Below are 22229 nucleotides of genomic sequence, written 5' to 3' on the forward strand. Positions count from 1 at the left end.
CCAGCCCGGACGTACCCGTGCGCCTCGGGCGTGGAGACGCCGCCGGGCCGGTTCGATGCTCGCGGCCCGGCGGCGCCGGTCAGTGGGGTCCGTCGGTGGCTCAGCGCCCGCGCAGCCCCCGGTCGACGGCCGTGATCAGCTCGCCGTCGGCGGTGTCCGCGTCCAGTGACCAGAACATCGCGCCGCCCAGGCCGTTGTCGCGTACGTACCGCGTCTTGGCGCGCAGCACCTGCGGGTCGTCGTACGTCCACAGGGTGGTGCCGTCGAACAGCCAGGCGTGGCCGCCGCGTCGGTCGCGGTGGATCTTGTACGTCCCCGATGCGGCCAGCTGCCGCAGTTCCTTGTAGTCCGCGTACCCCGCCGCCCAGGCGGCCGGAGCGGGCCCCGTCGCCGGCTGCCCCATGCCGTCGCCGCCCCCGCTGACCCCGGTCCAGCCCTGTCCGTAGAAGGGCATGCCCATCACGAGCTTCCGCGCCGGCGCCCCGCGGCGCAGCCAGGCGTCCACGGTGCCGTCCACGCTGAAGTCGCCCCGCGCGTACAGCGCCGACTGCTGGGCGGTGTTCTTCTCGCCCGACACGTGGAAGTCGTAGCCCTGGAGCGTGACGAAGTCGAGGTCGCGCATGATCCGGGGCACGTCGAAGCCCGCGTCGATCTTGGCGGGCGCGGTCGGGACGAAGGCCGTCAGCTCGTACGTCCGCTTCTGCTTCCCACTCCGGCCGTACGCGTCGAGCTGCGTGCGGAACTCCTTGACCAGCTCGGTGAAGTTGCGCTTGTCCTCGGGCCGGAACTTCGTGTCCGTGTCACCGGCCGAGCCGGGCCACTCCCAGTCGAGGTCGATCCCGTCGAACACCCCGGCGGCCGCGCCCTGGCCGCCTCGGACGCCGTCCTGCGGCAGGTTCCCCTTGATGTAGAGGTCGATGCAGGACCGGACGAGCGCCTTGCGGGAGGCGGGGGTGAGCGCTGCGTCCGAGAAGTTCGTCGACCAGCTCCAACCGCCCAGTGAGATCAGCACCTTGAGTCCCGGGTGCCTGGCCTTCAGCTCGCGCAGTTGGTTGAAGTTGCCGGCCAGGGGCCGGCGGTCGTCGTCGGCCACCCCGTCGACCGAGTTCGCGGCGTCGAGCGGGCGCGCGTAGTCGGCCCACGCGTCGGCCTCGCCCGGGACGTTTCCGGTGAAGCACTTGCCCTCGGGGCTGATGTTGCCGAAGGCGTAGTTGATGTGGGTGAGTTTGCCGGCCGTGCCGCTGGCCTCAAGGTCCTGGACCTGGAAGTCCCGCCCGTAGACGCCCCATTGGGTGAAGTACCCGACCTTCCGGTACGAGCGGTCGTGACCGTCTCCGTCGGCCTGCGCGGCCGCGGCCGGCGCGAAGGCGGCCAGCAGGGAGAGGGAGCAGGCGGCGACGGTCAGTCTGCCGAGCGTGCTGAAGCGCATGGGCTTCCTTTGCGGATGCGGGAGCGGATTCGCGTGCGCTGTGCTGTGCTGTGCACCTCGGAAACTATTGGTCTGGACCATCTCGGTCAAGGGGGCGTCCACCTCGGGTTCTCCGCCGTCGCCGGCCCGTCCGAAAAACATCCTTCACGGCACTGGGCACCTTTGCGCGCCGTCGCTACCCTCCGCGCATGATTCCCACGGTGGTCTGGGGTACCGGCAACGTCGGCCGCGCGGCGATCCGCGCCGTCGAGGCCCACCCGGCGCTCGAACTCACGGCAGTGATCGTCCACAATCCCACGAAGGTCGGCCGCGACGCCGGCGAACTGGCCGGACTCGAGCGGATGTTGGGAGTCGCCGCGACCGACGACGTCGAGGCGGTGTTGGCCGCCCGGCCCGCCGCCCTCGTCTACGCCGCTTCCGGAGACATCCGCCCCGACGACGCCCTCGCCGACATCACCCGGGCGATCGCCGCCGGCGCGGCGGTGGTCAGCCCGGCCCTGTACCCGCTCTACGACCACCGCAACGCCCCGCCCGAGTTCATCGACCCGGTGTCGGCGGCGATCGCCGAGGGCGGCGGCTCGCTGTTCGCCTCCGGCGTCGACCCGGGCTGGGGCAACGACGTCCTGCCCCTGCTGATCAGCGGCCTCGGCACGACCGTGGACGTGATCCGCTGCCAGGAGATCTTCGACTACTCCACGTACGACCAACCGGACTCGGTCCGCCTCCTGGTCGGCATGGGACAGCCGATGGACCACGAGCCGATGATGCTGATGCCCTCCATCCCCACCATGGTGTGGGGCGGGCAGATCCGACTGATGGCCCGCGCCCTGGGCGTCGAACTCGACGAGATCCGCGAGACCTCCGAGCGCCGCGCCCTCGACGCCACGGTGACCACCCGCACCATGGGCGAGTTCGAGGCCGGCACCCAGGGCGCGATCCGGTTCGAGGTCCAGGGCATCGTCGAGGGCGAACCCCGGATCGTCATCGAACACGTCACCCGCATCCACCCCTCCTGCGCCCCCGACTGGCCGATACCGCCCGACGGGGCCGGCGCCCACCGGGTGATCATCGAGGGCCGCCCCCGGATCGAGGTCACGATCGAGGCCACCGACGAGGGCGAGAACCGCTCCGCCGGCGGCAACGCCACCGCGGTGGGCCGGCTGGTGGGCGCCATCGACTGGCTCGTGGCCGCCGAACCGGGAATCTACGACGCGCTCGACGTCCCGCTGCGACCAGCAGTCGGCAAATTCGGAAGGAAGCAGCCATGAGGATCGACATCCCCGAGGGCCGGCACCCCATCGAATACGTCTGGGGCGACATGGTCCCCGGCATCGGGATGGCGGCGGCGAACTTCTCCCTGTCCGTGTACGCCCACACCACCCTGGGCCTGCGCGAGTTCGAGGCCGCCCGGCTGCGCGTCGCGCAGATCAACGGGTGCGTCTTCTGCCTCGACTGGCGCACCGACCGCGACGGGGAGAAGGTCGAGGAGGAGTTCGCCGACGCGGTCACCGACTGGCGGACCACCAAGGCCTTCGACGACCGCACGCGGATCGCCGCCGAGTACGCGGAACGGTACGCCCTGGACCACCACGGCCTCGACGAGGAGTTCTGGGAGCGGATGGCCGCGCTCTACAGCCAGGTCGAGATCGTGGAGCTGAGCATGAGCATCGGTTCCTGGCTGGCCTTCGGACGGCTCAATCACGTACTGGGCCTCGACAGCGTCTGCATGCTGCCGGGCAGTTGAGATGCCCCGGGGCCGGTCGGAGAATCCGGTCGGCCCCGGGCTTCGGTCATCGCTACAGGTCTGTCGCGATGATCTTCTCTATGTTGCGCTCCGCGAGTGCCGTGATGGTGACGAACGGATTGACGCTGACGTTGCCGGGGATCAGGGCCCCGTCGATCACGTAGAGGCCCGGATGTCCGTGCAGACGACCGTAGTTGTCGGTGGCCTTGTCCAGGATCGCGCCGCCGAGCGGGTGGTAGGTGAGGTGGTCGCCCCAAATCTTGTACGTCCCGAAGAGATCGGTCCGGTAGATCGTCCCCTCCTTCGCGTTGATCTTGTCGAAGATGGTCTTGGCCATGTCGATGGCCGGCTGCTTCCAGGCCGTCTGCCAGTTCAGGTCGACCTGGCCCGTGGCCGCGTTCCAGGTGAACTCGGCACGGTGGGGGTTCTTGGTGATGGACAGGTAGAACGACGCATACGTCTCGATCCCGGTCGGCAGCGGCGCCACCTCGGCGAAGGCCCCGCCCGCGTTCCAGTTGTCGATGCCGCCGCAGGGGATCGTCGCCTGGAGCTTGCCGGTGGGGTCCCACATGTGGTTGGCCCGCCCGCACATGACGTTGCCGTTGTCACCCCAGCCCTTGCCGATCTCGCCGTTCAGGTGGGGGAGGGCGCCCGTGGCCTTCAGCCGGACGAGCAGCTTGCTCGTGCCGACGCTGCCGGCCGCGAAGAACACCCTGTCGGCCGTGACGGTCTTGGTGCCCACGGCGTCACCCGTCGTGTTGAGCTGCTCGATGACCACCGTGTAGCCGCCGCCGGTCGTGGGGGTGACCGTGGTGACCTTGTGCAGCGGCGAGATGCTCACCCTCCCGGTCGCCTTGGCGGCCGCGATGTAGGTCTTCTGGAGCGACTTCTTGCCGTTGTTGTTGCCGTAGAGGATCTCGCCGTCCAACGCCGACTTGGTGGCCGTGCCGGCCGCCTCCTGCTTCATGTAGTCCCAGTCGTACACGTCCGGTACGAAGACGAAGGGGAAGTTGGACCGCTGAGCGTGCTTGCGACCCACGCGGGCGAACTGGTAGCAGCTCACCGTGTCGAACCAGGCCGGGTCGATGAGACCCACCCCGAGACCGGAGTTGGCGCGCGGGTAGTAGGTGTTGTACATCTCGTCGGCGTTCACCGTGGGCAGGATCGCGCTGAAGTTCTCCCGCTTGGGCGTGACGGCCATGCCGCCGTTGACGAGCGAACCGCCGCCTACACCGCGGCCCTGGTAGACGGTGATCCCCGCGAAGTCCTCGGCGTCCAGGATGCCGGTGTACTTGGGGATGTCCTTGTCGATGGGGAAACCGAGGAAGTAGTTCAGCGGAGCTTTCGTCCGGGTGCGCAACCAGTACGAGCGCTTGTCCGGGTTGAGGGTGTTGCAGAAGATCTTGCCGTCCGGGCCCGGGGTGTCCCAGGCCATGCCCATCTCGATCATGTGCACGTCGACACCCGCCTGGGCGAGACGCAGCGCGGCGACGGAGCCACCGTAACCGGTGCCGATGACGAGGGCCGCCACGTGCGCGCCGTTGTCGATGGGTGCTGCCGCGGTGGCGACTTTCGCATGGGCCGCAGCGGCGTTGACCGACAGGGCCATGGCGCCGAAAATGGAACCAGTTCCAGCGATGAAACCGCGACGCGAGACACCCTTGGAAACCTTGCTGTGCAGGGACTTGTCACTCATGTGACGTTCCTCACTCTCGACGGAGTGGAACAAGTTCTACTGTCGCCGGCGTGGTAAGTCACTACATACGCCGAGGTAATTTCCGGCCGGTTTCATGTCGATGGCCCCACGCCCCGGCCGGCGCGGCGCCGACGAACCCGTCCTGGACCTCCCCACGAGTTCCCCACGGGGAAAGGAGCGCGCCGTGTGTCACCGCGCGACCGACCACCGAATTCGATGGCCCTCCCGGCCGCGCCGTGCCATGGTTGGTCCTGCCGAAGGGGCGTAGCTCAACTGGCCAGAGCAACGGTCTCCAAAACCGTAGGCTGCAGGTTCAAGTCCTGCCGCCCCTGCACGTCCGCACGGAGGGTGTGACCCTCGGTGCGCCGGGAGAAGTCGAGAGCCCCGCCGGGAATCCGGTGGGGCTCTCGGCGTCGAACGCCGCATGTCGGGTGAGCCGACCCTCGTGGCGGGGCCGTACCGCTCGCACTGCCCTCCCGGAACGGGTGGCGGGTGGCGTACGTCGAAGCCCGGCCGGCGGACGAGGAGCGCGTCCGCGTACGGACATGGGTCCGCCCGTCGGTCGCTGTCCCCGGGGGGTCCGACGGGCGGCATCCGAGTAGCACCGCAGCCCGCGGTCAATCGCTCGAATGTGTCAGGTCAGCCTAGGACCGACCACTGACAACGGCCGGGCGACAGAGTCGGCAACGGTCGGGCGGGGAGAGCGGGCACCGGCCGGGCGGGAGAGACGGCAACGGTCAGGCGGGACGTTCGCCGAAGCCCGGCAGCGCCGACATCGTGCCGGCCGGCCAGCAGGCGGCGTCGGTCGTGAAGCGCGGCGCGGGCATGGTCTCCCACCAGGAGCGGACCGCCAGGGTCGTGCGCTCCACCCCGGTCCGCGGGTCCACGTACGTCGTCTCCCGTTCACCGCTCCTGCGCACCGCGATCCGTCCCCGCTTGCAGCCGTCGGGGTAGTCGTTCCAGTTCACCCCGGCTTCCGACCGCAGCAGCTCCCGCATGCCACCGGACGAAACGCCGTGCAACCGCTCGTGGGGGAAGTGGGTCTGCGCGGCCAGGCTGATGCTGTTGCGCACGGCGTCCCGCTGCCGCCACCGGAAGTAGTTGGCGACCTCGACGGGATCGGAGATGGTGAACAGACGGGCGTCGAACAGGGCCCGCCCACCCGGCCGGCGCTCGTTGAACACCGCCGTGGCCAGCGAAGCCGCCACGGACAACTGCTTCGCCACCACACCGCCGAACCACGGCTCCGCGCCCGCGCTGCCGACATCGGTGTAGAGCACGCTGACCTCGTCGGACTGCGTGTAGGAGAACCGGGCCCCGGCGATCTCCGCGCACAGCGCCTCGGCGACCGCGTCCATGTCGGCCATGAAGGCCTCGTCGAAGGGGCGGTTCGCTCCCCGTATGTACGTGTGGAACGCACGGCCGTCGACCCGGAGCAAGGTATGGGTGCGGCGAGGCAGGACCGCACGGTGCACCGCCTCGTACCGCTTCATCCGATCGCCCAATGCCGTGCCGTCCGCCATGTCGTCCCTTCGTCGGTGTGGCCCCAGTCTGGCACGCACGGACCCGCGGGCCCGGAGCGTGACGACCGCGCCGACGTCACGGACGCGGAGTCGGGCGGACCCCGTCGCCCGCCGTACCGGGCGCACCAGACGCCCAGGAAGCACCGGATGCCCCTGGTGTTTCGGTCGCCCTGGACGTTTCGGACCTGCCGCAGAACTCGGCCTCGACGATGCCTCCCAGGTCGCCCCAATCGCCGTTGCGGTTGTAGGCGAGGGTATGCCGACCGTCAGGCGTGGTCACGACATCGGTGTCGGAGCCCGGGGTTCCGCCGCCGTGACTCCAGAGCGGCACACCACAGGTCGTCCTGACGGTGTAGAGCCCGAGTCCGTAGCCGGAGTAATAGGGGTCGTCGGGCGCGGGCACCACCGTCTGCATGGCCGCGAGCTGTTTCGCGGGCAGCAGCCTGCCGCGCATCAGGGCGCCGAAGAAGCGGTTGAGGTCACCGGTCGTGGAGATCGCCTCGCCGGCCGCCCACCCCCAGGACATGTTGTGCTCGGTGACGTCGTGGACCTTCGTGGCGCCGGCGTCCCTGGACAGCTTGGAGTACGCACGACCGCTCGGCCTCGGCATGAACGGGTCGTCGCCCGGGATGGTGGTGGCCCGCAGGCCGAGGGGTTCAATGACGCGCGCGCGTATCTCTTGACCGTAGCCGCGGCCGCTGATCCTCTCGATGATCAACCCGGCCAGGATGTAGCCGGTGTTGGAGTAGGAGTGCCGGTCGCCGGGGGCGAAGTCCGGACGGTGTGCCAGCGCGACCCGCACCAACTCCCTTGGTGTGTGCGTGTCGAAGCGGTGCGCGGGAAAGCCCGCCAACAGGTTGCGGTTCAAGAACGTCGGATCGCTGGTGTAGTTGTAGAGCCCGCTCGTGTGATTGAGGAGTTGGCGCACCGTGATCGCGTGACCGTCGTTGCCGTTGCCCCGCACGAGACCGGGCAGCCAATCCTCCACCGTGTCATCGAGGTCGAGCTTGCCCTCCGCTTCCATCTGGAGCAGCACGGTCGCCACGAACGTCTTCGTGACGCTGCCGATCCGGAAACGGTCGTCGGCCCCGCGCGGCGCCCCCGACCGCAGATCTCCGACCCCCGAAGTGCCCCTCCACACGGCACCCTTGTCCACCACCATCGCCGTGACACCGGGGGACCCGGCGGCCACCATCGCGTCCATCGCACGCTGGGTCGCCGCGTGTCGCTGCGCCAGGACCGAGCCGCCGGGCGCGGCCTCGGCCGGTAGCGACAACCCTGTCAAGACCATCGCCGCGGCGAGCCCCACCAGCCCGGTCCGCACTGTTCGACGTACTGCCATGCCATCTCCCCTGTGGCCCCGGCGCACCGCGGATGCGGCAGCGCCCCGTGGGAACAGCCTCTCCGGGACGGGGGTCCGAGGGTGATCCGGCTACCGGGCCTGTGTCGGGTGGGGGTAACCCCCACGGCGGGCGTCGTCGGCCGTCACCGCGAGCGGCGAACCTCCAGAGCCACCGCTCTCCCGGGCACGGTCCCGATCCTCGTGTGAGACCGCCGGGCGTCGTCGGCCGTCACCGCGAGCGGCGAACCTCCAGAGCCACCGCTTTCCCGGGCACGCTCCTGATCCGCGTGCGAGACAGCCGGGCGTCGTGACCGGACCCCTGGATGGCCGGTCGGAACCCGACTGGGCGCGGGCGTGCGGCGGCCCTCCCGTGGGGAGAGCGGGAGGGACGCGCGCCCGGGATGGTCCGGGAGCACACCGTATGCCCGGGTACACGGGCGCGGGTAGGCATATGACAGGGGGAATTCCGGGTCGGTCGACACCGGACCTAGGCGTCGTCGAGGCCGCCCTCGTCGGGACCGTCGTCAGGGTCGCGGTCGTAGGCTCCCGCCTCGACACGCAGCGCCAGTTCGCGCAGGACGTCCATCGACGAGACATCCGTCTGCCCCGAGTCGTGGACGGCCGCCAGCGCGTTGAAGGCGGCGGCGAAGGATCCGACGATCGTGTGCATGGCGGGAGCCAACGTTTCCCCGACGATTCGCCCCACCTGGAGGGGAGTCGCATCGGCCGGCACGCTGAAGTGCGGGATCATCTCGCTCAGCAACAAGGTGACGACGCCCGGCTCCGAGGCGGGGCCGGCTTCGGCGCCGGCCTCGTGGGACCTGCGGATCTCCTGGGACTCGGTGAGGATCCCGATGACTCGCTTCATGACTTCCGCGCGCTCCATCTGGGGAGGGTAGCCCCTGCGAGGATGTCGGGCGCCGGGTTGTCACGGTCCCGCGCGGCTCTGCGCTCCCTCATGTCCCTCGCGTTGCCGGCGCCCCGGCCGTCTGCGACGCGCGCCGGCCGGGAATGTCGCGAACGCAGGCGCGAACAGGGGCGCGGCGCCGTGAAGGCGCCCCGGTTCCCGTACACCGTCACCAACTGCGTTACCGGAACTGCCTACCAGGCCCCCGCGCGACGGCAGAGGCTGCTGCCCGGAGTCGACTTCACCGCCCGGTTGGTCCGACCCGGCGCGTTCGTCGGCGTGGTCCAACACGGCGGCGGCACGACCACACTGCTGCGCTGCGCCCATGGCACCTTCGGCACCTCTGGCCGACCGGCTGCCGGGCCTGCGCCGACGCGGGCTCGACGGGCGTCAAGCACCCGGCTCGACGGGGGGGGCAGGCGGCGCGGGAGTGACCCGGATCCGCCTGCCCACCCGACCGGATCGGTCTCAGCCCTGGGAGCCGTACGGGCGGGTGATCAGTTCCAACCAGTGGCCGGACGGGTCGGGGAAGTAGACGCCGTTGCCCCCGTCGTTGTGGTTGATCTCGCCCGGGTGCTTGCGGTGCGGGTCGGCGTAGTGCTCCGTTCCCGCCGCCTTGATCTTCTCGTAGGCCGCGTCGAACACGTCCTGGGATACGAGGAACGCGTAGTGCTGGGGAGCGATGGACCCGGCGGGGACGGTCGCGAAGTCCAGGGTGACGCCGTTTCCGGTCTCGACGGGGATGAAGGGACCCCACTCGGTCCCGACCTCCAGGCCGAGGATGTCGGCGAGGAACTCGGCGGACCGCCGGTTGTCACGGCAGTGGACGATCGTGTGGTTCAGCTGTACTGACATGGGTGGATGCCTCCGAAAGGCATGTCACGGCCGCCTCCATGCCTCACCCGGTCGGTGACCGACACGCGACGCCGTCCGCACGAGCCTAAGCACACGCATCGGGCCGGGTCCATCGATATTCGGTCGAATGAGCCGCCTGCCACAGGCGCCTGTCACCCAGGCGCCTACGCATGAGGCGCCTACGCATGAGGTGCCTAGGCGTGAGGTGCCTACGCATGAGACGCCTGCACATGAGGCGCCTACGCATGAGGCGCGCCTGCACATGAGGCACCTGCGCATGAGGCACCTGCGCATCAGGCGGGGCGACCCGGGCGCAGCCGGCCGCGCCGAACTGCCTGATTCAGGAACGCCCGTACACCGCATCGACGTTGTCCCGCGCGGGATGCGTCCGACCGGCCGGGCCCGCCGCGAAGGCCCGCAGCACGTTCTCCGTCACCCGTGTGGTCAGCGCCCCGGAACGCGCGTCCAGACCGTGGTTTCCGCCGCCGCGCCCGTCACCCTTCGCGTCGAGCGCCTCGACCCAGCGCATCGTTCCCGTCGCGAAGACCCCGGCGCCGCTCGCCACGGTGTAGTACGCCGTGTCCTGATGGCTGGGTCGGCCCTCGCAGACCACGGGGGAGTGGGCGACGATCTCGATCGGACGGGGTGTGGGAAAGCCGGTGTCGACCTTGTCGTACTCGACCCCGACCAGGTGCGCGAACCTGTCACCGGTCTTTACCCTCGTGCCCTCGAACAACCAGTGCCCGGGGTGGGTCACCACGTACGGGGCGTCCACCGGGTAGCCGTCATAGATGACACCGAGGAGGGAACTCTCCGGATCGGCGGTGGGGGCCGAGCGGAAATCGACCGTCGCCGGGTGGCCCCGTTTGAAGCCCGGGTCCTGGGCGTAGGACGACTTGTAGCAGACCACCGTGCGGTCCGGTCCCAGGTCCGACGGCTCCAAGCGGATCCGGCGGTAGCAGCAGTTCGCGCCCAGTATCGCGATGTTGGTGCCGGCGTCCCTGGCCGCGGTGACGTGGGCACGCTGCTCCGGGGACCAGTACTCGTCGTGTCCCAGCGAGACCACGGAGGCCGCTCCCTCCAGGAGTCGCTTCTCCCGTGCCACGTCGGTGGTCGTCGTGTAGGCCGGCGATATGCCGAGCCGCTCGGCGAGGGCTATCAGCGGCGCCTCGTACACCAGGAACAGGCCCGCGCCGTCGTCGTACTCGTACGGCCGGTCGAAGGTCACGGCGAGCGAACGTGAGGCGTAACCGCCGGAGGGGCCGTCATAGCTGCCGTAGCCACCCCACCTGTTGTACGCCTGCCAGGTCGCCACCGCGTTGACGATGACGGTGCGTCCCTTCGTGGACGCCGAGCGGACGGTCAGCGGGACGAAACGCTGGCCTTCGCCGCCCTGCGCGTCGAGCCGGAGCAGGTAGCAGCCCTCCGGCCAGCCTTCGGTGTCGACCGTGGTGGTCCGCGACCACCGGGTGCGGACCATCCTGGTTCCCGCGTCCACCGTGTGGTCGGGCTGGCGGACCCCGGGCATCGCCTGCGACCGCCAGACCAGCCGGGCCCGAGCGCCGCCGTACCAACCCATGCGGTAAGCGGAGACCGTGAACCGGGGCGCCGTGGTGGACACGTGCAGCCCGAACGACTCACCCGGCAGGACGCTGACCTTGTCGGCGAAACCCTCGATGGCGCGCGCCGACCCCGCCTTGGTCACGTGCCAGTCGGCATTGCCGGGTCGGGCGTTCTCGGCCTTGACGTCGAACACCCCGGATCCGGCGCCGGGAGACGAACCGGGCCCGTTCGACGACCCTGAGGGCGAGTCTCCCGACTTCGGCCTCTCACCCGCGCCGGCACCCTTCGCGTCGCCGCCCCCGCCGCTCGCACAGCCGGCGGCGGTCCCGATCCCGACGGCCGTGGCCGCTCCCGTCGCCGCGATCGCGATGAACCGCCGCCTGCCCGCGGAACCGGTCCCCCCGGCCATCTGCTCGTGATCCATGAAGGGCACGCTATGTCACGCTCCACCCCCTTCTTTCGTCGGGTTGTACGTCGTCCGGTGGCCACGGGGCTCATCCGACGGCCCGGTTTCACGCCAAGCGCACCACCAGTTCCTGACCGGCCCCCGCCGCCCCGGTCAGATCGCCGAACCCGAGCCGCAGTCGGGCCCCCGTGGACGCCGTCAGCACGCTCTCCGGCAGGGTCAGCACCGCGGCGACGGGCCGGTTCCACACCAGGGACAGCGAGGTTATTGCCCGGCAAGGGTCCGCCACACAGATCGTGGCCGTACCGTCGGTTCTCTCCCGCACCGTGACCGAACAGGGCGCACTCACCGACAAGGTCCCCGCCGATCCGGCCTGCCAGAAGTTGGCGCCGGTGAAGCCCAGCGAGACGCATGAGATCCCTTGCACCACCTCGGTGTTGGCGAGCACGCGGACATGGCCGGGGTCGGCGGCCCGCGTCGCCGTGCCGGCCGCCGTCGCCCCGGGGAGGATCTGGTGGACGTAACCGGCGGCCGTAGGATCGACGCCGTGGTCGTACCAGAGGGTCAGGTGGCGCCGGGTCACTGGAGTCGTGGATCCTCCCCGATTGATCTCGCTCCATCGGCCGGTGCGCGCCTGCCGCAGAGCCCTGAACGAGCCCGAGCCCGACATGACGTAGCCCCCGAAGCCCGCCAGGTGTGCCCAGCCCGGTGAGGGGAAGGTCGCCGACCAGCCGAGTCCGGACGGCTGGACCGTGCCGCCCACGCTCAGGGCGTGCGTGCCGGCGGCGCCCAGATTCCGGTTGTCGATGATCGTCTCGACCGGCACGCCGTCCGTGGCCCGGATCCCCGCTCCCAGACAGACGATCGTGTCCGCCAGGAAGAACCAGGACTTCCGGGCCGTCAGGGTGCTTTCCAGACCACGCAGGTCCTGCCCCACCGAGGCGAACTCCCCGTCCGTCGTGCCACCCACCCACGTCGCGTCCGGCCGGGAAGCCCCCCAGTCACCCCCCGCGCCGTCCGCGAGAACCTTTCGCGCCACCGTGGTGCCCGGCAGCCTGTACGGATCCACCGTGGGCCAGAAGGCGTCGGTGTACTGGCCGTTGCCGTAGGTGGAGCCCCACCAGGCGAGCATCCCGCTCCCGGTGTGCCAGCCGCGCAGGTTCTCACCGTTGCCCGTCTCGTAGTGAGTGATCCGCCGGGAGGCCATGGAGAGCGAGGCGGCCCAGCCCGCCCGCCGGTGCGTGACCCGGTCCATCGAGGCGAACAGCCGGTGCCCGACCGGCTCGGGGAGCGGCGCGACCGAGGTTTCGGCCGCCACGTCCGCCAACCTGGCCAGAGCGGACAGGCCGAGCGTGCGATCGGCCAGAGCGGGGCTGTACCGGTCCTGGAGCGTCCATCCTTTCACCAGTGCCCGCCAGCGGACCCGTTGGGTCTCGCTCGCGCCCTCGGCCAACACCAGGATCCCGGCCAGTACCGCATGCCCCCGTGTGTGGTCGTCCTGTTGTACTTGGCGGACGTCCCCCGCGGTCAGACCCCGACTGATCGCCCGCCCGGAAACCGAGTCCATGATCAACCCGTTGAACAGGAACGGGACCCAAGCACGCTCGACAGCGTCGAAGACGATCTGCGCGCCCGGATCCGTGACCTGCCAGGGAGTCCCGCGCAACAGGGCGAACAGCATGCCGAGCCCGCCGAGCAGCACCGCCCCGTACGTGCCCGTGTACGGCACCCAGGTGTGCTGGACGAAGGACCCGTCGCGATACAGGCCGTCGCCCGTCGAGACGTACGGGAACACCGGCGCCAGCGCGTCCCGGGCCAGGGCGATCTTCGCGGGATCCGCGCCGAGCACTCCGCTCAGCGCCAGCACCCGGCAGAGGTCGACCCGGTTGGCACCCGTACTGGTCCCGGTGTACGAGGCGACCGCCGAGTCCGGCACGAAGTGGTCCACGGCCGCGCGGAACGCGGAGAGTCGTGCCGCGTCCAGATCCTCGTACAGCAGGACGCAGAGGTCGAGCAGGGCTTGTGGCGTGCCGATCTGCCAGCAGTACCAGTTCCCGTACCTGGCCTGACCCGCGTGGTAGACCCGCGCGTGCAGGTGATCGAGCCCGGTGAGCAGAGCCGACCCCAACGCGGCGTCCCCGGTCCGCCCGGTTCCGGGCCGGACATAGGCCTCGGCCATCGTCCGCAGCCGGTAGTAGCTCTGCATCATCAGCTCGGGGTCGGTGGTGAAACCCAACTCCGGCCAGAGCGAACCAGGGGCAGGCGCCATGGTCGCGCGCCAGGCGTCCGCCTGCGTCCCGAGCTCCAGGAGTCTGGAGCGGAACGGCTCGGCGCCGGCGGGGAAGCCACCACCGAGGTAGAGGCCGCGCCAGACCGCCCGCATCTCGTCGTGAACCTCCGCGGCCGGCTCGGCACCCGCGGGCGCGCCCAGTGCCCAGGCGCCTCCGCCGGCGGCGGAGAGAAAAGCGCGCCGACTCCACATCGCTGTCATCGCATGCTCCTCGTCTGATCCTCACGGACTCGCACGGTCACGCCGGTCCACGTGCGCCGGCCCTCACCTCACTCGACGTGCTCGCGGTAGCGCTCGATCACCTCCCGCAGCACCTCCGAGCCCTCACGGGCCCACAATCGCGGCTGGAAGATCTCCACCTCGATCGGTCCGCGGTAGCCCGCCTCGTCCGTCAACGCGCGGAAACCCCGAAGATCGACACAGCCGTCGCCCAACTGCCCCCGTCCGCACAGCACCCCCTCGGGCAGCGGGGTCACCCAGTCGGCCACCTGCACGGACACGATCCGGCCGGTCGCGCCGGCCCGCCGCAACTCCGCGGGCAGCCGCTCGTCCCACCACAGGTGGTAGGCGTCCACCACCACCCCGACCCGCTCCGAGGGGAACTGCTCGGCGATGTCCAACGCCTGACCCAGGGTGGACACCACGCACCGATCCGACGCGAACATCGGATGCAGCGGCTCGATCCCCAGGCGCACCCCGTGCCCGGCCGCCCAGGGTGTGAGTTCCCCCAGCAGATCGACGATCCTCCCGCGCGCCCCCGACAGGTCCCGATCGCCCGCCGGCAGACCCCCCGAGACCAGGACCAACGTCTCCGCACCCAACGCGGCCGCCTCCTCCACGGCCCGCCGGTTGTCTTCGAGTGCCGCCGCCCGCCCCGCAGGATCGGCGGCCGTGAAGAACCCGCCACGACACAGCGAGCTGACCCGCAGCCCCGCCCCGGCGACAAGCTTCGCGCTCTCGCGGACCCCGAACCGCCGCACGGGGTCCCGCCACAGCCCCACCGCGCCCACCCCGGCCGCCGTGCACCCCGCCACCAGTTCGGGCAGGGACCACTGACGGATCGTCTCCTGATTCAGGCTGAAGCGGGCGGGAGCAGGCGCCCGGCTCACGACGTCACCCCGTGCACCGCAAGCAACTGCCGCATCCGCGTCGCGGCAAGTTCGGGCTCGGGAAACAGCCCCAGCAGGTCCGCTCTCTCATAGGCCGTGGCCAAGTGGGGGAGCGATCGGGCCGATTGCAGACCGCCCACCATCGTGAAGTGATCCTGGTACCCGGCCAGCCAGGCCAACAACACCACCCCCGTCTTGTAGTGGTGCGTCGGTGGGGCGAACAGGTGACGCGCCAGCGCCACCGTCGGATCCAGCAACCGCCGGAAGCCCTCGGGATCGCCTCGATCGAGGGCGAGCGCCGCCCGCGCCGCGATCGGCGCGAGGGGATCGAACACCCCCAGAAGCGCGTCGCCGGTCCGCACCCCGTTCCCGGCGATCAGTTCCGGATAGTGGTGGTCGTCGCCGGTGTAGCAGCGGACCCCCTCTGGCAGCCTGCGGCGGATGGCGACCTCCCGGCCCGCGTCCAGCAGCGAGACCTTGATCCCGTCCACTTTTTTCGGACATTCCGCGATGATCTTCAACAGGACATCCGCGGCCTGGTCCACGTCTTCATGGCCCCAGTAGCCGACGAGCCGGCTATCGAACATCGGCCCCAGCCAGTGCAGGACCACCGGCCCGGCACTCTGGCGCAGCAGCCCCCCGTACACCTCCAGATAGTCCTCCGGGCCGCGGGCCGCGCGCGCCAAGGCGCGGGACGCCATCAGCACCGGCTGAGCGCCGCAGGCCTCGACGTGCGCCAACTGTTCCTCGTACGCCGCGGTGATCGCCGCCAGGGAATGGGCCCCGTCCGGGGACAACTGGTCCGTGCCGGCGCCGCACAGGATCCGACCGCCGACCGCCCGGGCCTCGGCGGCCGAGCGGCGGATGAGTTCCGCGGCCACCGGCCAGTCCAGTCCCGCGCCCCGCTGCGCGGTGTCCATGGCCTCCGCGACCCCGAGCCCCTGGGACCACAGCCGGCGCCGGAAGGCCAGGGTGGCGTCCCAGTCGACCGCCGGACCGGCTTCGGCCGACGCGGCGAGCGGATCGGCGACCACGTGGGCCGCAGCGTAGAACACCCTGCTGTGGGCCGGCCCGCAGACCAGCGGTTCGAGCGGGGCCGCGTTGGGACGGTGGAGGCGGATCCCGCCGTCCGCGGAAGGGAGTCGAACGGCGTTCACAGGGCCACCTCCGGCACCGGCAGCCGCCGGCCCTCCACGGCGGAGGCTCTCCCGAGTTCGGCGAGTTGCACCCCACGCGCCCCGGCCAGCAGGTCCCAACGCCAGGGCTCGTCCCGCACCACATGGCGCAGGAACAACTCCCACTGTGCCTTGAAGCCGTTGTCCGCAGGACTGTTGTCGGGGACTTCCTGCCACTGGTCGCGGAAGTCCCCCGTCTCCGCCAGATCCGGATTCCACACCGGCTTGGGCGTCGCGGCACGGTGCTGGATCCGACACCCGCGCAAGCCCGCGACGGCGGAGCCGTGCGTCCCGTCCACCTGGAACTCCACCAACTCGTCACGGTGGACCCGGACGGCCCAGGAGGAGTTGATCTGCGCCACCGCGCCGCCCTCCAGCTCGAAGATCCCGTACGCCGCGTCGTCCGCCGTGGCCTCGTACGGCTTGCCCTCCTCGTCCCAGCGGCGGCCGATGTGGGTACGGGTGAGGGCCTGTACGGTCTCCACCCGGCCGAACAGCTCGTGCAGCAGATAGTCCCAATGGGGAAACATGTCGGCGACGATGCCGCCCCCGTCCTGTGCCCGGTAGTTCCAGGAGGGGCGTTGCGACGGCTGCCAGTCGCCCTCGAAGACCCAGTAGCCGAACTCGCCCCGCACGGAGAGGATCTCCCCGAAGAATCCGCCCTCGATCAGTCGCTTCAGCTTCAGCAGGCCCGGCAGGAAGAGCTTGTCCTGCACCACCCCGTGCTTGACGCCGGCCGCCGAGGCCGACCGGGCCAGCTCCAGGGAGGAGGCGTAGGTGAGGGCGGTCGGCTTCTCGCAGTACACGTGTTTGCCTGCCGCGATGGCCTGCCGGATCGCGCTCTCGCGGGCGGCGGTCACCTGCGCGTCGAAGTAGATCTCCACCTCGGGATCGGCGAGCACGGCTGCCAGATCGGTGCTGACGTGCTCCAGACCGTGCCGGTCGGCGATGGCTCGCAGCGCGGCTTCCCGGCGCCCCACCAGGATCGGCTCCGGCCACAGCACCGTCCCGTCCCCGAGGTCCAACCCGCCCCGCTCGCGCAGGGCGAGCAGGGAGCGGACGAGGTGTTGCCGGTATCCCATCCGCCCCGTCACGCCGTTCATGGCGATCTTGATCGTCCTGCGTGAGGTCGTGCCGTCCATGGTTCCCTCCTGGGTTGTGTACGTGCCTCCCGCCGGCGAAAGGCGGAGAAAAAGCGCCGGAAAGAAAGCGCTTTCACTCCGATCAGGCTAGGACGGGAAGGCCGCCGGCAGCAAGACTCTTTCGAGTGATAGAAAGCGCTTGCTGAATCGGGCACTATGGAGATCCACACGACGGATGGGCCACCGGCCCGGGGCGAGAGCCCGAAGCAGAGGGAGGTGTACGACATGGCGGTGACCCTCGCCGAGGTCGCGGCACACGCGGGTGTATCGCCCGCCACGGTCTCGCGCGTACTGAACGGCGGATACCCGGTGGCCGGCGGCACCCGGACACGGGTGGAACAGGCCGTCGAAGACCTGGGATACATCGCCAACGGCCCCGCCCGGGCGCTCGCGGCCGCCACCTCGGACCTCGTCGGGGTCCTCGTCCACGATGTCGCCGACAGCTTCTTCGGGATCATCGCGGGATCCCTGCAAAGCGCCCTCGCCCCCACCGGCCGAGAGGGCGCCCGCCGACTCGCCGTCGTATGCAACACCGAGGGCGCGCCCGAAGCCGAACTCGCCTACCTCGCCCTGCTGGAGGGCCAGCGCGCCGGCGGGGTCGTCCTCACCGGCGGCGCGGTCGAGGAACCGGAACACACCACCGCACTCACCGCCCGGCTCACCAGGATGGCGGCCGCCGGAGCCCCGGTGGTGCTGTGCGGGCGCCCGCCCCTGCCCGTCGCCGCCGGACTCCCCGTCGCCACCGTCATGTTCGACGACCACGGCGGCGCGTTCCGACTGGCCGAACACCTGCTGACCCTCGGCCACCGCCGCATCGCCTACGTCGCCGGCCCAGCCGGGCTGAGCACCACACGCGAGCGGCTCGACGGGCACCGGGAGGCCCTGCGAAGACACGACCCCGCCCTGCCCGAGGCCTGCGCACCCCTCACCGTGCACGCCGGCTTCGAGCGCTCCGCCGGCTATGACGCCACCCGCGAACTGCTGCGCCGAGGCGAGCCGTTCACCGCCGTCGCGGCGGCCAACGACACCGTCGCCACCGGCGTCGTCGCCGCTCTCAGGGAGTCGGGTCTGCGAATCCCCGAAGACGTCTCCGTCGCCGGGTTCGACGACCTGCCGTTCTGCGTTGACACCGCACCCGCGCTCACCACGGTCCGGCTGCCGCTGCGCGATGCGGGGGTGCTCGCCGCCCACCTCGTCACCGGACGCCGGGCCCTGCCACCGGGGGGCATCACGACCCTGCCCGCCGAGCTCATGGTCCGAGGATCCACCGCCCCGCCACCGACCGAAGGGAGCCGCCCGTGAAATACGCCTTCTCCACGCTCGGCCTGCCCGGCACCCCGCTGGGCACGAGCGCCGCACTCGCCGCCGCCCACGGGTACGACGGACTCGAACTGCGCGCCCACCCCGAGGAGCCCCTGCATCCCGATACCCCGGGCAGCGACCGGGCCGAGGCCCTGCGCACCATCACCGCCGCCCGTGTCACCGTTCTCGCCGTCGCGGGCTACGCCAAGGTGGCCGCGGCGGGGGAGGACGCCCCGGTCCTCGCCGAGCTGAAGTCCCTGATCCGACTCGCCGCCGACGTCGAGGCCCCGTACGTGCGGGTCTTCCCCGGAGGGGGCGACCTGCCCGAACCGGACGCCGACGCCAACGCCGTCCGCCGACTGCTGAGTGCTGCTCCGTTCGCCGAGCGACACGGGGTACGGATCCTGCTGGAGACCCACGACTCGCACCGTACGGCGGCCGCCGTCGCCCGGGTGCTGGACCGAGTGGCGCGGCCGGGCGCGGGAGCGCTGTGGGACGTACTCCACACCTGGCTGGGACGGGAGCGGCCGGCCCGGTCGCACCGAAGCCTGGGCGGGCACTTGGGCTACGTCCAGGTGAAGGACGTGGCATCGGCGGAGGACCTCACCCCCCTCGGGCTGGGAGCCGGGGTGCTGCCCCTGGCCGAGGCGGTGGCCTGCGCACCGCCCGACGGGTGGCTGTGTTGGGAGTACGAGAGACGCTGGTACCCGGGTGCGGCCGAGCTCGCGGGACAGCTGGAGCAGGGGCGCGCGTACCTGGGGCGGCTGGTGGCCCATGGCGGTCAGGCGGAGTAGGCGAGGCGGGTCGGATCGACTGGGTGGCGGAAGCCGAGCCCGCGGGCGTACCGCTCCAACTCCTCGACGGCGGTGGCCGCGAGTCGGTCCAGCTCCCCGCCGAGGGAGCCCGCGATGTGGGGGGTGAGCAGCACGTTCGGCAAACTGAACAGGGGAGAGGAGGCGGGCAGGACCTCGGGCTCGGTGTGGTCGAGTACGGCGTGCAGCCGTCCGGCGACCAGTTCCTCGGTGAGCGCCGCGGTGTCGACGAGGGAGCCGCGGGCGGTGTTGACAAGGGTCGCGCCGTCCGGCATCAGGGCCAGCCGGGAGGCGTCGAGGAGGTGGTGGGTCCGGGGCAGGGCCGGAGCGTGCAGGCTCACCACGTCGCTACGGCGCAGGAGCGTGTCCAGTGCGCAGGTCTCGGCGCCGAGCGCGGCCAGTTCGACCGGATCGGCGTACGGGTCGTGGACGAGCACCCGGAGGTCGAAGGGGCGCAGCAGCTCCAGCACGCGGCGGCCGATGAGGGACGCCCCGACGATGCCGATGGTGCGGCGGTAGTTGCCGACGGCGGGGTAGCGGCGCAACAGGTCGATGGGCGCCCGGGCGGCGCGGTAGGCGTGCGCGGATTCGAGGACCCTCTTGTTGGTGAACAGGATCGCGGCCAGCGTGTACTCCGCCACCGGCACCGCGTTGGCGGCGGCGGCGCTGGAGACGAGCAGGCGACGTTCCCAGCAGGCGTCGGTGACATGGTGTTTGACGCTGCCGGCGGCGTGGACGACGGCCCGAAGTCGCGGCATCCGCTCCAGCGCGGCCGCGTCGAGGAGCGGACAGCCCCAGCCGGTGAACAGGACCTCGACCTCGGCGAGGCGCCGGTCCAACTCGGGATCCGGATGGGCGAAGTCCGTGAGGAGGAGTTCGGGGTCCACGTCCGCGACCCGGACGAGTTCGGGTAGGACCCGGCCGCTGAGGACGGCGGCACGGGTACCGGGGCTCATGGCGAGCACCGTGGTGGGGCGAGGGGGAGAGAGGGGGGTGTGGGTCACTTGACGGCTCCTGCGGTGAGACCCGAGCGCCAGAAACGCTGGAGGCCGAGGAAGGCCAGCACGAGCGGTATGACGGCGACGAGTGAACCGGTGATCACCAGGGGGTAGAGCTCGGGCTGCTGGTAGACGCTGCGGTTCCACATGAACAGACCCAGACTCACGGGGTAGAGCCGTTTGTCGTTCAGCATGGTCAGCGCGCCGTAGAAGTTGTTCCAGATCGCCGTGAAGGTGAACAGGAAGATCGTCACAAAGCCGGGCCACAGCATGGGGAACGACACGTGGGTGAACACCCGCAGTTCACCCGCGCCGTCGACACGGGCGGCGGCCAACACCTCGTCGGGGACGTACCCCTCGGCGAAGACCCGGGCCAGGTAGACGCCGAAGGGGTTGACGAGGGCGGGTACCAGATAGGCCCAGTACGTGTTCACCGCGCCGGCGGCCGAGGCCATCAGGTAGAGCGGCAGTTGGAGCACGGTGGCCGGGACGAGGACACCGGCCAGGACGACGCCGAAGAGCTTCTCCTTGTGCCGGAAGGAGTAGGCGTGGAAGGCGTGGCCGCAGGCCACGCTGATCAGGGCGGAGACGGTGGAACCGACCACCGTGTAGAGGAGGCTGTTGCCGAGCCACCTGCCGAAGATGCCGTCGTCGTGGGTGAAGACCTCGGCGAGATTGGTGAGGAGGTTGAACTCGCCGAAGGCGAAGGGGTCGGTGGCGAAGAGGTCCCGGCGGTTCTTGGTCGCGGCCAGGACCAGCCAGACGAGGGGCATCAGGGTGTAGGCGGCGACGAGGAGGAGAACCGCGTTGACGACGGTGCGGGAGAGCGTGGGGCGGGAGGGAGTGGTGCGGGAGGGGGTGGAGTGAGGGAGCGTCGCGCGGCCGGCCGGAGGTCGCCGGGTCGCGCGTGGGGAACCTTCGGCGCGCCGGGCGGGGACGAGGGGGGTGGTCATGCGGACCTCCAACGATTGCCGAGCTTCGTCACCACGTAGGAGGCGGCGCCGGCGACCAGGGCGAGCAGCAGGGCACTCGCGGCCGCGAGCCCGTAGTCGTGGCCCTTGAACGCGGCGCTGAAGATGTACATGGTCGGAGACCAGGACTCGCCCATCTCGGTGGCGCGGAGCTGCAGCAATTGCGGGGCGTCGAAGAGCTGGACGGCGCCGACACAGGTGAACAACACGGTCAGGACGAGGGTGGGGCGGATGCTGGGCACCTTGACCTGGAAGGCAGTGCGTACGGCGCCGGCGCCGTCCATCGTGGCGGCCTCCAGCGTCTCGCGGGGGATGGCCTGGAGCCCGGCAAAGAAAATGATCATGTTGTAGCCCATCCACTGCCAGGCCGAGATGTTGACCACGGACAGCAGGGCCTCGTCGCGGCCGAAGAAGTTCCACGACAGGTCGACGGTGTCGAGGGCGTCGACGACGGGGCTCAGTCCCGGTGTGTAGAGGTAGAGCCAGATCATCGCCGAGATGAGCCCGGGTACGGCGTGCGGGAGGTAGAACGCGATCTGGAAGAAGCGCTTGGCGTGGGCGAGCGCGGAGTCGAGGAGCAGGGCGAGGAGCAGGGCGCCGCCGACCATGAGGGGGATGTAGAGGAGGCAGTAGACGGCGACGTTGCGGAAGGACGCGAGGAAGAGGGGGTCGGCGAGGGCCTCCGCGTAGTTGCCGAGCCCGCTGAAGACCCGGCGGGTGCCGCCGAATCCGAGGCCGGACTGCTCGTCGCGGTAGAGGCTCAACCAGGCGGCGTAGCAGACGGGTGCGACGGTGACGAGGGCGAAGAGGACGAAGAAGGGGGCCATGAAGGCAGCCGCGGCCCGCCGGCCGGTGCGAGGAAGCTTCCCGGTACGGGAGCGGCGGTGCGCAGTGTTCGGCGGATGCGCGTCCGCGACCGTGCGCAGGTTCCGGGACGAGACCGGGGCCGCTGACGGAGGTGTGTC

18 protein-coding genes and 1 tRNA gene are annotated in these 22229 nt (G+C 70.6%); 5 read left to right on the forward strand and 14 right to left on the reverse strand.

All coding sequences use genetic code 11. The annotated features are described in order from the left end of the window. Positions 1-100: 100 nt before the first annotated feature. Positions 101-1429 (reverse strand): glycoside hydrolase family 18 protein, encoded by a 1329-nt coding sequence (locus ACIRO3_RS19265; RefSeq protein ID WP_404138095.1) that lies wholly within the window; start codon positions 1427-1429, stop codon positions 101-103. A 188-nt stretch (positions 1430-1617) separates the two neighbouring features. On the opposite strand from ACIRO3_RS19265, the gene ACIRO3_RS19270 reads away from it, so the two are divergent. Together ACIRO3_RS19270 and ACIRO3_RS19275 are read left to right on the forward strand one after the other, a co-directional pair. Further along, the gene (locus ACIRO3_RS19270) at positions 1618-2697 is read left to right on the forward strand and encodes a dihydrodipicolinate reductase (protein WP_404138098.1); all 1080 of its coding nucleotides are present in this window, start codon (positions 1618-1620) and stop codon (positions 2695-2697) included. Further along, the gene (locus tag ACIRO3_RS19275; protein WP_404138100.1) at positions 2694-3173 is read left to right on the forward strand and encodes a carboxymuconolactone decarboxylase family protein; all 480 of its coding nucleotides are present in this window, start codon (positions 2694-2696) and stop codon (positions 3171-3173) included. The genes ACIRO3_RS19270 and ACIRO3_RS19275 overlap by 4 nt, the downstream gene beginning before the upstream one ends. A 52-nt stretch (positions 3174-3225) precedes the next feature. Here the strand turns inward: ACIRO3_RS19275 and ACIRO3_RS19280 are convergent, their stop codons facing one another. Then, positions 3226-4869 (reverse strand): GMC oxidoreductase, encoded by a 1644-nt coding sequence (locus tag ACIRO3_RS19280; RefSeq protein ID WP_404138102.1) that lies wholly within the window; start codon positions 4867-4869, stop codon positions 3226-3228. Between the two features lie 258 nt (positions 4870-5127). Here ACIRO3_RS19280 and ACIRO3_RS19285 point away from each other — a divergent pair. Beyond that, positions 5128-5201, forward strand: a tRNA-Trp gene (locus tag ACIRO3_RS19285). A 405-nt stretch (positions 5202-5606) separates the two neighbouring features. On the opposite strand, the gene ACIRO3_RS19290 is transcribed toward ACIRO3_RS19285, so the two are convergent. The 9 genes from ACIRO3_RS19290 to ACIRO3_RS19330 all read right to left on the reverse strand — a co-directional run bounded on the left by ACIRO3_RS19290 (position 5607) and on the right by ACIRO3_RS19330 (position 17181). Beyond that, positions 5607-6392 (reverse strand): tRNA(His) guanylyltransferase Thg1 family protein, encoded by a 786-nt coding sequence (locus tag ACIRO3_RS19290; RefSeq protein WP_404138105.1) that lies wholly within the window; start codon positions 6390-6392, stop codon positions 5607-5609. A 76-nt stretch (positions 6393-6468) separates the two neighbouring features. Next, positions 6469-7734 carry a serine hydrolase domain-containing protein gene (locus ACIRO3_RS19295; RefSeq protein ID WP_404138108.1) on the reverse strand — a complete coding sequence of 422 codons (1266 nt, stop codon included), beginning with the start codon at positions 7732-7734 and terminating at the stop codon, positions 6469-6471. A 487-nt stretch (positions 7735-8221) separates the two neighbouring features. Beyond that, on the reverse strand, positions 8222-8620 hold the full coding sequence (locus tag ACIRO3_RS19300; protein ID WP_404138109.1) for a hypothetical protein: 399 nt from the start codon (positions 8618-8620) through the stop codon (positions 8222-8224). Positions 8621-9109: 489 nt separating this feature from the next. Beyond that, the gene (locus ACIRO3_RS19305; RefSeq protein WP_365999831.1) at positions 9110-9496 is read right to left on the reverse strand and encodes a VOC family protein; all 387 of its coding nucleotides are present in this window, start codon (positions 9494-9496) and stop codon (positions 9110-9112) included. 340 nt (positions 9497-9836) lie between these two features. Further along, positions 9837-11483: a N,N-dimethylformamidase beta subunit family domain-containing protein gene (locus ACIRO3_RS19310; RefSeq protein ID WP_404138111.1), complete on the reverse strand. Its 1647-nt coding sequence runs from the start codon at positions 11481-11483 to the stop codon at positions 9837-9839. Between the two features lie 88 nt (positions 11484-11571). Then, positions 11572-13956, reverse strand: a complete 2385-nt coding sequence (locus ACIRO3_RS19315; protein ID WP_404138114.1) for a polysaccharide lyase 8 family protein — start codon at positions 13954-13956, stop codon at positions 11572-11574. A 68-nt stretch (positions 13957-14024) separates the two neighbouring features. Beyond that, positions 14025-14864 carry a sugar phosphate isomerase/epimerase family protein gene (locus ACIRO3_RS19320; protein ID WP_404138117.1) on the reverse strand — a complete coding sequence of 280 codons (840 nt, stop codon included), beginning with the start codon at positions 14862-14864 and terminating at the stop codon, positions 14025-14027. Continuing rightward, complete coding sequence (locus tag ACIRO3_RS19325; RefSeq protein ID WP_404138120.1) at positions 14861-16021, reverse strand: dihydrodipicolinate synthase family protein; 1161 nt, start codon at positions 16019-16021, stop codon at positions 14861-14863. The genes ACIRO3_RS19320 and ACIRO3_RS19325 overlap by 4 nt, the downstream gene beginning before the upstream one ends. Beyond that, positions 16018-17181, reverse strand: coding sequence for a Gfo/Idh/MocA family protein (locus ACIRO3_RS19330; protein WP_404138123.1), 1164 nt, complete (start codon positions 17179-17181; stop codon positions 16018-16020). The genes ACIRO3_RS19325 and ACIRO3_RS19330 overlap by 4 nt, the downstream gene beginning before the upstream one ends. Positions 17182-17406: 225 nt before the next feature. Here ACIRO3_RS19330 and ACIRO3_RS19335 point away from each other — a divergent pair, with 225 nt between their 5' ends. Both ACIRO3_RS19335 and ACIRO3_RS19340 read left to right on the forward strand, forming a co-directional pair. Continuing rightward, on the forward strand, positions 17407-18483 hold the full coding sequence (locus tag ACIRO3_RS19335; protein ID WP_404138126.1) for a LacI family DNA-binding transcriptional regulator: 1077 nt from the start codon (positions 17407-17409) through the stop codon (positions 18481-18483). Continuing rightward, positions 18480-19277: a sugar phosphate isomerase/epimerase family protein gene (locus ACIRO3_RS19340; RefSeq protein WP_404138129.1), complete on the forward strand. Its 798-nt coding sequence runs from the start codon at positions 18480-18482 to the stop codon at positions 19275-19277. Before ACIRO3_RS19335 ends, ACIRO3_RS19340 begins: the two co-directional genes overlap by 4 nt. On the opposite strand, the gene ACIRO3_RS19345 is transcribed toward ACIRO3_RS19340, so the two are convergent. Genes ACIRO3_RS19345 through ACIRO3_RS19355 form a run of 3 tightly spaced genes read right to left on the reverse strand, consistent with a single transcriptional unit; the run spans position 19265 to position 22091 of the window. Continuing rightward, complete coding sequence (locus ACIRO3_RS19345; RefSeq protein ID WP_404138502.1) at positions 19265-20251, reverse strand: hydroxyacid dehydrogenase; 987 nt, start codon at positions 20249-20251, stop codon at positions 19265-19267. The two genes, ACIRO3_RS19340 and ACIRO3_RS19345, sit on opposite strands and share 13 nt — an antisense overlap. A gap of 44 nt (positions 20252-20295) precedes the next feature. Further along, entirely contained in the window at positions 20296-21246 is a 951-nt protein-coding gene (locus ACIRO3_RS19350; RefSeq protein ID WP_404138132.1) for a carbohydrate ABC transporter permease, read from the reverse strand. Beyond that, a complete protein-coding gene (locus ACIRO3_RS19355; RefSeq protein ID WP_404138135.1) occupies positions 21243-22091 on the reverse strand; it encodes a carbohydrate ABC transporter permease in 849 nt (282 codons plus the stop codon). Before ACIRO3_RS19355 ends, ACIRO3_RS19350 begins: the two co-directional genes overlap by 4 nt. Positions 22092-22229 lie beyond the last annotated feature (138 nt).

This window comes from Streptomyces sp. NPDC102278 (assembly GCF_044766345.1).
In the GTDB taxonomy this organism is placed as follows: Bacteria; Actinomycetota; Actinomycetes; order Streptomycetales; family Streptomycetaceae; genus Streptomyces.